Annotated in this window: 6 protein-coding genes; 5 read left to right on the forward strand and 1 reads right to left on the reverse strand. The window is 46.5% G+C overall.

Annotated elements, in window-relative coordinates:
* Positions 1 to 1,100 precede the first annotated feature (1,100 nt).
* From QT990_RS21765 to QT990_RS21785, 5 genes are all read left to right on the forward strand, one after another.
* The gene (locus QT990_RS21765) at positions 1,101 to 2,351 is read left to right on the forward strand and encodes an alpha/beta hydrolase (protein WP_333143840.1); all 1,251 of its coding nucleotides are present in this window, start codon (positions 1,101 to 1,103) and stop codon (positions 2,349 to 2,351) included.
* Between the two features lie 954 nt (positions 2,352 to 3,305).
* On the forward strand, positions 3,306 to 5,480 hold the full coding sequence (locus QT990_RS21770; protein WP_333143841.1) for a glutamine synthetase III: 2,175 nt from the start codon (positions 3,306 to 3,308) through the stop codon (positions 5,478 to 5,480).
* Positions 5,481 to 5,590: 110 nt separating this feature from the next.
* The gene (locus tag QT990_RS21775) at positions 5,591 to 6,685 is read left to right on the forward strand and encodes a BMP family protein (protein WP_333143842.1); all 1,095 of its coding nucleotides are present in this window, start codon (positions 5,591 to 5,593) and stop codon (positions 6,683 to 6,685) included.
* A 41-nt stretch (positions 6,686 to 6,726) separates the two neighbouring features.
* On the forward strand, positions 6,727 to 9,558 hold the full coding sequence (locus QT990_RS21780; RefSeq protein ID WP_333465739.1) for a PAS domain S-box protein: 2,832 nt from the start codon (positions 6,727 to 6,729) through the stop codon (positions 9,556 to 9,558).
* Between the two features lie 227 nt (positions 9,559 to 9,785).
* Positions 9,786 to 10,793 carry an ADP-ribosylglycohydrolase family protein gene (locus QT990_RS21785; protein WP_333465740.1) on the forward strand — a complete coding sequence of 336 codons (1,008 nt, stop codon included), beginning with the start codon at positions 9,786 to 9,788 and terminating at the stop codon, positions 10,791 to 10,793.
* A gap of 482 nt (positions 10,794 to 11,275) precedes the next feature.
* On the opposite strand, the gene QT990_RS21790 is transcribed toward QT990_RS21785, so the two are convergent.
* Positions 11,276 to 12,685 (reverse strand): cation:proton antiporter, encoded by a 1,410-nt coding sequence (locus QT990_RS21790; protein ID WP_333143845.1) that lies wholly within the window; start codon positions 12,683 to 12,685, stop codon positions 11,276 to 11,278.
* Between the last annotated feature and the right edge of the window lie 297 nt (positions 12,686 to 12,982).

Raw genomic sequence — 12,982 nt, forward strand, 5'->3', positions numbered from 1 at the left:
GTTGATGTTTTACTAGCTACGGCGCTTGACGCGGGTTAATCCACAGCACTTTAAAAACTGGTTTACAAGCTGCTGCTACTGTACTTCATAAACCTGGAATCCGCTGTATAGCGGTGTGAGATGGGCTTTTTGTACTATACATTTTAACCGATAAAAAGGCTCTTGACGCCGATTATAAGTCAATACGGTTCAGTTAAGATCGATCCCCCCTAGCCAAGCCAAGGGCGGGCACGGGGAGTAGGGGTCGCACCGCCCCTACAAGGGGGGGACAAGAAGTTGCTCAAAGTCAACCCCTACTCCCCAACAATCAGGGGGATTTAGGGGGATCTCCGGGGAATTAACAGTGTTAACTGAACCGTATTGGATTATAAGTGGCTCCACCTAATTCAACCGAATTAGCGCAGTTGATAAGCTGTCGGGCATCTAACTTGTATTTTGGGGCGGGCAAGATACGCACAATAATTTCATCAAACGTGAGTATAAAATTTAGATGCGCCTTAGCTTACCAGTTTCAAAAAAATGCAATTATAGAAAATGTCCAAACCCGATAGTCATCAGTCATATAGAAATCCTTGCAGGAGTCGTAAATTTTTACCCCACCCCAACCCTCCCCGATGCCTTGGGGAGGGAGTAAGAAATTCACAAATGATTTAGGATTGCTAGAGCTAATGCTTGAATCTAAAATGTACTTCCAATTATCCAAATTTATGCAATAGTGATGTAAGAACTCGTTCCCCAAAGATTTATCCTGTTGGTGGCGCAAGGCGATTAAATTATTTTTAACGACTTAGGTGTTAAATCAATGCTTTTTGGGAATCTACTTTGAGGCAATTTTTGTTAAAGTCTCAGTGTCATTGTAGCATATTTTAGGGCGATGATATTAGTTTAATACCAATTTAATGTGAAGTTGCACATATCTCGATCCCCCTAAATCCCCCTGATTGTTGGGGAGTAGGGGTTGACTTTGATCGGAATCTTGTCCCCCCCTTAGTAGGGGCGGTGCCAAGAGTGCCCGCCCTCTTGGCTAGGGGGGATCGGATTCTACGAGGCCTCATAAAAAATTGGTATAAACTGATTAAAAATTAGGCTGCAAAAATCCGATGATCCACAAGAAGAACCGCAAAAAGTTACCCTTATTGGCAGCATTCTTAGTCTCGCCATTTATTTCTTGGTTCCTAAGTACGATCGCCCTATTTCTCAGTCTCTGGGTGATCGTACCAGCACCCACGATGTTCCTGTACCCTTTGGCGGTGGGAGCACCAGAAATCAGTCCTTGGTTGGTTGCTATCAATACGATCGCCCTTCTGCTGAACCTGCTCAGACGGCATCAAGGTAAAGTCTACATTATTTTACTGATTTGTAACCTGTTCGCCCTCATCCTGGGCCTGCTTCCCCTGATTCAGTTCCCAGCAGCCAATGCAGCCATAGCTACCCAAATGCAAGCTGTTTTAGGGGAAAACTATTTAGCAGCGATTCCTCAAGCCGATCGCGCGCAGCTACGCCCTCAAGCGTTTATCCTCGCAGATGCGTTCCGAGGAATTCCCATCAGAGAGGTTAGGATCGATCGGGCTATTGGATTTGCCAACCCTGACGGAGTTTCACTGCAACTAAACCTTTATCGGCCGATGCAAATTGGCAAATATCCGGCGATTATCACGCTCTACGGAGGAGCTTGGCAGAGAGGCAATCCCGATTCCAATGAGGAATTCAGCCGCTACATGGCCGCCCAAGGCTATTGTGTGGTTGCAATCGCTTACCGCCACGCTCCCAAGTATCGATTTCCTGCTCAGCTTGAGGACGTACAAGCCGCTCTTTCCTATATCAAAACTCATGCTGCTGATTGGGAAATCGATCTCGATCGAATTGCTCTGATGGGAAGGTCTGCAGGTGCCCATTTAGCAATGCTAACTGCTTATGATTCTAGTGTGCTTCCAGTTCGAGCAGTAGTGAACTATTACGGGCCAAATGACCTGATCCGGGGATACAATGACCCACCTTTTCCTGATGCCATAAATGTTCGAGCCGTCTTACGTGCCTTTTTGGGAGGAACGCCAGATGAACTCAATGAGCTTTACCGTCGGGCTTCTCCCATAAATTATATTAAACCCAATCTTCCCCCTTCTCTACTGGTTTATGCAGGTCGCGACCATATCGTTCAGCCCAAGTTTGGTCGATCGCTCTACCAACGATTGCGAGCCACGGGCGAGCGGGCTATTTTGCTCGAAATTCCTTGGGCTGAACACGCCTTTGATGCAGTTTTTAATGGGCCGAGCAATCAATTAGCTTTGTACTACACAGAACGCTTTTTGGCTCATACTCTGAAGTCTTCCGATTACCAACGAGTTAACTAAAAATTATCAACTTATTCATTTATGCTCAATAAACTGCGGCTATAACAGTTTAATAAGTTCCCAAATCTCGTAAAGATTTCTACGGCAAATTGTCGCACCAACTTTTAGAAGAGTTGCCAGACTTTATTTATTATATAGCGGTTCGATCGCGTGGTGAGGTATGCCCCATGCCCCATGCCCCATGCCCCATGCCCTATGCCCCATGCCCCATGCCCCATGCCCCATGCCCTGTTACACTGAAACCCTGGGGTTGTGTGCGATCGGTGCGATCGACCTTTCTAAAAAAAACATAAAATTCTGTAGCCTGCGATACATTTATTTTGTTAATGATTGTTTAAACTCTCCAAGTGTAGATTGTGTACTCTCCATAATTCTCCAAAACCCCTAAACGAGTGCGTTGTTTGCTGGACTGCGATTTATCGATCGTCGAACCGTTAAAAACCATAAGTAGTTTTGACCTGAATTCATCGGAATTGATTCGCACAAAATTTTTGAGCTGACCAGGGTGAATATTAGTTACTAAATTTGTGCAGTGCAGACATCTATAATGTTGACTCAAGTTTGTACAGGCTCTTGCCATCTATCTTCTTGCTAATAACCGAAATCCAACCGCATCTCACACAGGATTGTCACGCCCGGTGGACGGCGAAGTGATTGCGCCTCGCTCATCCAATCTTGTAGAGCCTGCCAAAAAAGGCATTCTCGCAAAAGTTAGCTTTGACAAAAAATGTTGGGTAAATCTCATATGTTGCACCATTCTCAATTAGCCTTTTATGAACAGGCTGGACGGGCTGTGAAGCGAGAAAATTGATCTCTTGTGGAACGGGCCGAAGAGCCCGTTCTTGAGAATGGTGCAAAATCTTGGGTAAATCCAACATATTCGTCAATCGTTAGACTTTTGCTAACATCTATTTTTTATCAACAACTCGTCCTGCAATCCCAATAAAAATAACCATGAGTGGAAACCAATCGCGCGTTCAAGCAATTTCTCAAATCGTCAACCGCAAACAGATGCCTGCCCAGCCTCCCAAGCGGCTAGAAGATTTGTGGGCAACAGACGTTTTTAGTCTGAGCAAAATGCAAGAAAGTCTGCCCAAAAGTATTTTCAAATCAGTAAAAAACACCGTTCAAACAGGCCAAAAACTCGATGATTCCGTAGCTGATGTAGTTGCAGCAGCAATGAAAGATTGGGCTATTTCCAAAGGAGCCCTCTACTACGCCCACGTATTTTACCCGCTAACCAACAGCACCGCCGAAAAGCACGATGCTTTCATCTCAGTGCAAGGCGATGGCTCCGTCATCTCAGAATTTGCAGGTAAAGTTCTAGTACAAGGCGAACCCGATGGCTCCTCATTCCCCAACGGCGGCATTCGCTCCACTGCCGCCGCTCGCGGATATACAGCCTGGGATGTCACCAGCCCTGCTTATGTCATGGAAACAGACAACGGCATGACATTGTGCATTCCCACTGTTTTCATCTCCTGGACAGGTGAAGCCTTAGACAAGAAAACGCCGCTTTTGCGTTCCATTGCCGCAATGAACAAAGCAGCAATCCGAGTGTTAAAGCTATTAGGAAATACCGAAGTTGCTCCCGTCAATTCCAGTTGCGGGCCCGAACAAGAATACTTCCTGGTAGATGCCAATTTCACCACCAGTCGCCCCGATTTACTGCTAGCAGGTCGCACCCTTTTTGGCAAACCTCCTGCGAAAGGTCAGCAATTTGACGACCACTATTTTGGAGCGATTCCAGAGCGCGTTCAAGTCTTCATGCAAGAAGTAGAAGAAAGAATGTACCGGCTGGGAATTCCTGCCAAAACCCGCCACAACGAAGTAGCTCCCGGTCAGTTTGAAATTGCACCAGTTTTTGAAGCTGCAAACGTCGCCAGCGACCATCAACAATTAACCATGACAATTCTCCGCAACACTGCGAAGAAACACGGTTTTATGTGTTTGCTGCACGAGAAGCCTTTCGCCGGCATTAACGGTTCTGGCAAACACGTCAACTGGTCGGTCGGCAATGCCACCCAAGGAAACTTATTAGACCCAGGCGATACACCGCACTCGAACATACAATTTCTAGTATTCTGCGGCGCTGTGATTCGCGGAGTTCACAAATACGGGCCGCTGTTGCGCGCCGTAGTTGCGACTGCCAGCAACGACCACCGATTGGGTGCAAATGAGGCTCCGCCAGCAATTATCTCTGTCTATTTGGGTTCGCAATTAGAAGATATCTTCGGGCAAATTAGCCGGGGAGAAATTAAGGACTCTCAATGTCGGGGAATTATGAACTTAGGTGTAGAAACACTGCCTACTTTCATGAAGGATGCTGGGGACAGAAACCGGACTTCGCCCTTTGCCTTTACTGGAAACCGATTTGAATTCCGTGCAGTAGGTTCCGGTCAGTCTGTTTCCGGGCCGCTGGTGGCGATGAATACAATCCTTGCAGATTCTTTGGACTGGATTGCTAACAAATTAGAAAGCGATTTGGCTAACGGAACTGAACTGAATGCTGCCATCCAAACTGTTTTGAAAGAAGTGATGGATGAGCACGGCGCGGTTATATTTGGCGGCAATGGCTATTCGGAAGAATGGCACAAAATGGCTGTTGAGGAACGGGGTTTAGCTAACTTGCGGACTACGGCAGATGCTTTGCCCGTATTGAAGGAAGGATACATTGAAGACTTGTTTGAAAAGACAGGTGTTCTGACTCCCGTTGAATTGGAAAGCCGTTACGATGTTTATGCAGAGCAGTATTTGCTGGCAATTGAAGTCGAAGCAAAACTGGTATCAAGCATGGCAAAAACCATTATTTACCCCGCAGCGGTGAGGTATTTAGCTGAACTTTCCGGCACGATTTCTAAATTGAAAGAGATTGGGATTGAGCTGGAAAAGGAAAGTGCCGAAAAAGTAGCGGTGCTGGTTAAGTCAATGATGGATACTGCGAGCAAGTTGAGTGATGCTTTGAGCAAGCACGATTTTGCTTCGACCGAAGACCATATGCAGTATGCTTCGCAAACAATTCGTCCTTTGATGGATGAGGTTCGCCAGTATGCGGATGCTCTGGAAGGTGAAGTGGCTGATGATTTGTGGCCTCTGCCTACTTATCAAGAAATGCTGTTTGTTAAGTAATCGCGAATTCGGTTAATTGCAGGTTAGATTTGTAAGGACACGGCAGTGCCGTGTCCTTACTTGTTTTTGAGGTTAAATGAGTGGTACGCTGAATCGGCCAGAGTCATTAAATGCCAGCTACAGTAAGAGTTGTGAAGATTGTTGAGGTACCATTCAACAAATTTATCGACCTAGAAAAAGTAATATTCCTGCGAAAAGCTATTATGCGAATTCAATCTCTTTTCAAACAAATGACTCTGGCGGCTCTAGCTCTATTTTTGGCGATCAGTTGCAGTCGATCGACTCCGAACGTAAACTCTTCCCCTGAAGCAACTACCTCTAGCAGCTTTAGAGTGGCAATGGTCACCAGAGGCTCCAAAGACAACAACAGTTGGGCTCAAGCTTCTTTTGAAGGATTGAATCTAATCAAAAATAAATTTAATGCTCAGGTAGACTTTACTGGTCTTGACGGTGAAGATAGTGAAGCTGCCATTAGCAAATATGCCCAGTCAGGCTATGACCTGGTAATTGTAGCCAATGGTGGCTATGCCAAAGCTGCCGAAAAGGTCGCTCAAGAATTTCCACGAACGAAATTTGCCCTGGTTACAACGCATCCAGGGAATAACAGAAATTTGGGGGCTGTTGCCTTTCGCTCGGGTGAGGTGGGGTACCTCACAGGCGCTTTGGCTGCCATGAAGACCAAAAGCAATAAAGTTGGCTATATTGTGGGTGCACCTTATCCGGTTTATAAAGAAGAAGAAGCCTTGTTTAGGCGGGGAGTGAAGGCAACGAATCCCTCTGTTCAAGCTTCGACTGCTTTTCTCAACACTTGGAGTGATACGGACAAAGCCACCAAAGTCGCAACGGATATGGTTGCCTCTGGAGTAGATGTTTTGACCTTCAACGCGGATGAGGCAGGATTAGCCGCCCTAAAAGCCGTTACGCAAAAGCCAGGAGTCTTTGTGATTGGTTGGGCAAAGGATCAGTACGAACTGGCTCCCGGCAAAGTCCTAACTAGCGTTCTGCAGGACATTCCCAATCTGGTGCTAAATGCGGCCGTGTTAACCCAGCAAGGTCGCTGGGAAGGAAAACTTTACAAGTTTGGGCTCAAGGAAAATATCTACGACTTTGCCCCTTTCCGTGGTAGTCTCACGTCTCAGGAAGAGGACACTTTCAAGACCATCCGAGAAGCTGTGACGACTGGCAAAATCGATGTTTCTCCTTAGTGCGCCGATTAATTGATTTACCAAAATTGATCCTAAGTCCGATGCAAAATCAACGCAACGATCGCGCTCTGCCGATCGCCAAAAGCTCTCCTTCTCATCCCTGGCCACGCTTCTTATCTATTGCACATCAGCTCCGGTATGGTTTGATATTTTTGGTTCTCCTGAGCTTACTGCCCACTGGTGGGTTGTTGATCTACCTCAGCTTTCAGGCGCAGATCCAGCAATCGCGATCGCTCCAACAAGCGCGTAGTCAGACAGCAGCAGGGCAGATTGATAATTATCTAGATGACTTGAAACGAAAACTGAGCTATTTAGCTAGGGTCAAAGGACTCACCAACTTTCAACCTCAAGCGCAGCAGAGCCTGTTGGAAGGGTTGACTCGTCATAATGATGCTTATGAAGCCGTTGCCATTTTGAACCGGAAGGGACAAGTTGTCGCGTCAGTTTCGCCCTACGAACCGCTCAATTTAGAAAATCCCGCCAATTCGCCACTGTTTATTCGTGCCTTTAAACAACAGGAAGATTATGTCAGTCCTGTAGAAATTAATCCTCAAACCCACGAACCAAAGACCATTCTGGCGGTTCCGATTCGGAATGAGCGAGATGAGGTGGATGGGGTGCTATTAGCAGAGATAAATCTCAACTTTCTCTGGTTTATTGTTTCCCAAACGGAGGTGGGCAAGACGGGTTATGTCTATGTAGTTGATGAGCGTAATTTTCTCATTGCTCAAAAGGGTAGTAAGCCAGAAACATTTCAACTTGAAGATATTTCTAAGCGTCCCTTTTTTCAATTCTTGAAAGCATCCCAAGATACTAAGCGCCTTAACGTTTATCAGGGTCTAAAGCAGGTAGAAGTATTGGGAGCCAGTGCCTTAGTTCGGAGCGTGAATTGGAATGTGGTTGTAGAACTGCCAACGGCTGAGGCGTATGCTCCCGTTTACCAAATGCTCTCAGTTATGGGAGGCTCATTGGCGCTGGTGACGATCGTCGCTGTTGGCATTGGCTTTGTATTTATTCGGCAAATTGTGGTGCCCCTCCAGCGCTTAACCACGGCAGCTACTGAACTCAGTGCGGGGCAATTAGAGACACGGCTCAACATCGACAGCCAAAACGAACTGGGGACATTGGCGATCGCCTTTAACAATATGGCAACCCAGTTAGAGGAACTGATTAAAGCTGTTGAAGTGGAACGCAATTTTGTTTCAGCTATTCTTGAAATTGCAGGTGCCCTGGTAGTTGTGCTCGACCCGCAGGGACAAATCGTTCGCTTTAACCGAGCTTGCGAACAAATGACTCATTACTCGTTTAGTGAAGTGAAAGGGCGCTACATTTGGGACTTGTTCCCCAACTCAGACTTAGCTAGACAAGCCAAAACTACTTTTGAGTCTTTACAATCTGGTAATTTTCCCCAGCAGTATGAAGGCAGTTGGATGACCAAAGATCAACAACTCAGACTGATTGCCTGGTCAGATACTGCTTTACTGGACGATCGGGGAGAAATTGAGTACATCATCAAAACAGGGATTGACATTACTCAACGGAAACAAGTAGAAGAAGAACTCAAAGCCTCGCAGCAGCGGCTATCTTTTCTATTCCGCCAAACTTCACTGGCCGTTTTGGAATGGGATTTAAACTTTAAAGTCACGGCCTGGAATCCAGCGGCAGAGAAGATTTTTGGTTACACGGCGAAAGAGGCGATCGGACACCATGCCGCAGAATTAATTGTGCCTGCGTCTGCCAGAAAGGTAGTCGATCAAGTTCTGAACGAGCTGTTGAGTGAGACCAGAGGACGCTACAACGTCAACGAAAATATTACGAAAGACGGCAAAACCATTATTTGCGAATGGTTCAATACGCCTTTAGTAGGGGAGGCTGGAAAGATTGTTGGAGTTGGCTCCTTCACACTCGATATTACTGAGCGCAAGCAAGCCGAAGCTGCGTTAAGGCAAGCAAAAGAGGAAGCTGAGGTTGCACTCAAAACCTTACAGCAAACTCAGGCACAGCTTATTCAGGCAGAGAAAATGTCAGGTTTGGGGCAACTGGTTGCTGGTGTTGCTCACGAAATTAATAATCCAGTCAACTTTATCTATGGCAACCTGAGCCATACTGCCGACTACACGCAAAATTTACTAAAGTTGATTCAGCTTTACCAGCAAACCTATCCAACTAATGCCCAAATTCAGGAAAAAATTGAAGAGTTCGAGCTGGACTACATTAGTGAAGATTTGCCCAAAATGCTGACTTCAATGAAGGTAGGAGCCGATCGCATTCGTCAAATTGTCCTGTCGCTACGAAACTTCTCGCGGCTGGATGAGGCAGAAATGAAGCCAGTTGATATCCACGAGGGAATTGACAGCACATTGATGATTTTGCAAAATCGGCTGAAGGCAAACCCGGCTCATCCTGCTATTGAAATTGTCAAAGAGTACGGTGACTTACCGCGAGTAGAGTGCTATGCCGGACAGTTGAACCAAGTCTTTATGAATATTCTGGCAAATGCGATCGATGCTTTAGAAAACTACGACAATCAGCGTTCTCGAAAAGACATCCAAACAAATCCCAGTCGCATCACTATTCGGACTAAGCTAGTCACAAACGAAACTCATTCTGGTTATTCAAAAAATGTAGTAATTCAAGTTCAAGACAATGGGCCTGGGATGCCGGAAACTGTTAGACAACAGGTATTCAATCCCTTCTTCACCACAAAACCAACGGGTAAAGGAACTGGATTAGGGCTATCCATCAGCTATCAAATTGTAGTTGATAAGCACGGTGGCTTCATCCAGTGCTTCTCTCAACCCCATCAAGGAGCAGAGTTCCGAATTGAAATTCCTGTTTTGCAAAGCGGTGCTGTAGCAATTGTTGGTAAATAACTGCTTGCACATTCCTCTATATAGCATTTATTAAGTAGGTTGGAAACTGTTATATCGTATCTAAATTATTTGTTTAAATAAAATAAAAGTCGTCAGCTCAAATTCAAGAAAAAAAGGGGATAGACAAGTAGTTAGTGCTAGTAGCGGGCGCTCTGACTCTCCACAGCAGGCTTTAAGAATTCGGGGATTTAACATACGATTAAATTGACCTACTCAAAACTACATAAATGACAGTACCGCGTCTCGAACAATTTAGAGGTTGTCTGATCGGTCAGTGTCTGGGCGACGCTATAGGCTGTAGAGTAGAAGGCTATCCTCCCGAAGTTTGCCAAAACTTTGTCAACTACGAAGTTAGACTCAAAAAAATCAAAGATCGCGATCGCTTCGGCTTGCCTTTTGGTCAATACACCGACGACTCCCAACTCGCCCGCGAACTCCTCCAAAGCTACGTCGCTTGTGGCGAATTCGACCCCAGCGACTACGCCACCCGTATTGCTGACATTTTCGCTCAACAGCGCATTGTCGGGCGGGGTCGATCGACAGAAGAAGCTGCAAACCGCCTGATTCGGGGCGTTGCTTGGCAAGAAGCTGGTACTCGTGCTCCCAATGCTGGTAATGGCAGTGCGATGAGGGCTGGATCGATCGGCTTAATATTCTACGATGACCCGTCCCAGCTTGTACAAGCTGCTTGCGATCAAGGGCGCATCACCCATCAAGATTCGCGGTGTTCTGCTGGGGCTGTGGCGATCGCCGGGGCTGTGGCGATCGCCCTTCAATCTGACATGATGATAGAAACTGAGCCATTTCTCGGTCAACTGAGCGAATGGGTAGGAGAAGTCGATCCTTCCTTTGCTGCTTTGCTCAAAGATTTGATTGATTGGGTGAAATTGCCCCCAGAAGAAGCCGTAGAGTTGATTTCTAGAGCTGGACTCCCGTTAAACTACGAGCACTCTTGGCAAGGAATTTCCCCTTTTGTAGTTGGTAGCGTCTTGTGGAGTTTATATGCGTTTTTGAGAACGCCTCAAGATTACTGGGAAACTCTCTGCACTAGCATCGCCGTCGGTGGCGATGTGGATACCACCGCAGCAATGGCTTGTGCCATCAGCGGGGCATTTCTGGGCGTAGAAGCCATCCCGAATCAACTAGCGGAACTTTTGAACGATCAAGGTACTTGGGGCCTGGGCGAACTGATTAAACTCGCTGACAATTGTTATCAGTTGAAAGTCAAGCTGTAGCCGCTTCTCACAACTTAGGACTTATGATTACGGCTAGATAAATTTGGGCGATCGATTGACCATAATATCCCGGCCGGGGCGGGTTTTTGAGATTGTCAATTATTGGCAAATATGGTTGGTGAACCCGCCCCTACGTGATTTCGGGTAATCGAGGGGACAGGATATTACGGGTAAGACAATTTGGACGATCGATTGACCATAATATCCCGGTCGGGGCGGGTTTTTGAGATTGTCAATTATTGGCAAATATGGTTGGTGAACCCGCCCCTACGTGATTTGGGGGAATCGAGGGGACATGATATTACGGGTAAGACAATTTGGACGATCGACCTTTGTGTCTAAATTAGTCGATCGCCCAGACTCAAATTCCCTCTATCATATCGTTTCCGGTTGGATGGGAATGATTAAACCGCAGAGTACGCAGAGAACGCAGAGTTCGAGAACAGAGAGATGAATAATTCCGATGAAGGGCGGATTTGATATCAAACGATTTTCTCGCTAGAAAGTTCCCCACTAGCAGGAGGCTCTACCGTATCACCAAAGGCAATCCGCAGAAAAGGCGGCGCTAAAAATGTCGTCAGAATCACCATGATAATAATCGAGACTTCTAACGGTTTATCCAAAACCCCACTCGCGGAACCGATGCCGGCAAACACTAACCCGACTTCGCCCCGAGGAATCATCCCCACTCCGATCGCCAATCGATTGATTCCAGGCTGACCAAACACCACCCAACCTGTTACGATCTTGCCCAAAATAGCAACCACAATCAAAAATACGGCAATCAAAAGTCCCGCCCGATTATCCGGCACTGTTGGGTTCAAAACCCCCAAATCCGCCCGTGCTCCCACCGTCACAAAGAAGATGGGCACAAATAAATCGGCGATGGGTTTCACCAGTTCATCCAACTCATTGCGCGCATCGCTTTCATCCAACACCAAGCCCGCAGCAAACGCACCCAAAATCGCTTCGAGATGAATTGCGTTGCCCAGAAAAGCCATGAAGTAGGCAAAAATAAATGCCGGGATGAGAATATTGCCGCGAGTTTTGAGTTGACCCACCACCGCCGAGAAGGTTTTGTCGAAGACACCACCCAACAGAATCGAACCTAGCAGAAAAACAGTTGCACTGACAATCAAATAGATGACATTAACAACATCAATCTCCCCGGTTTTGGCTAAACTGGCGACAACAGCCAGGACAATAATTCCCAACACATCATCAATCACCGCCGCACCGACAATAATTTGACCTTCTTTAGAGTTCAGTTGTCCTAAGTCAGACAACACTTTAGATGTAATTCCAATGCTGGTTGCCGTCAAAGCTGCCCCCGCAAAAATTGCTGGAATTGCCGCCGTGTGGAAAATTATCATCAAGCCCGCAGTACCGGCGGCAAAGGGAACTGCCACACCTACGCAGGCGACAACGGTAGCTTGAATTCCGACTTGCTTGAGTTGTTTGAGATCCGACTCTAAGCCAATTTCAAACAGCAGAATAATTACGCCCAATTCAGCTAGCACTGAAATGACTTCACTCTGCGATTCAAACACACTGGTGAAGGCGGCAGGAGACAGATGATTAATCGATTGCAGAACTGTCATAATCCCTGAGTCTGAGGCTGACAGCTCGCTTCCGGGAAAAACGATCAAGTGTAAAGCAGATATTCCAATAATCACCCCTGCTACAAGTTCACCCAAAACCGGGGGAAAATCAAACTTTAGAGCCACTTCCGCGCCGATTTTACTGGCGATATAAATCACTACCAAACTGAGCAAAACTCCGCTGAGGACGATCGGCGAATTTTCTGCCTCGACTGTTGCTAACAAAGGTATGGGGGCAACTAGGGATGCCATCCCAGAACTTAAAGCTGTAATTGTATGGTTCAAAAACATGGTTACGGTGATGGTAAGAAAGACAATGCTACGTTAATTGATGATTGAATTTATGAAGTGTAGTAGGGACACTCCAAGAGTCCATTAGTGTCAACTTAAGCCGAAAGACCGCCAGGGACTGAAGTCCCTGTCTAATAGCGAAAGTCCTCTGAAGAGGACTGATGAGTTGTTACCCATTTCTTTAGTCCTCTTCAGAGGACTTGTGCTTTGAGACAGGGGTTTCAACCCCTGTCGGACTGCGGGTTTGACGTGGAAAGTTGACACTGCTTGGGCGAAAGCCTTTGTCCCTACGGGGAT

The organism is Microcoleus sp. T3_B1 (assembly GCF_036700445.1).
Classification (GTDB): domain Bacteria; phylum Cyanobacteriota; class Cyanobacteriia; order Cyanobacteriales; family Microcoleaceae; genus Microcoleus.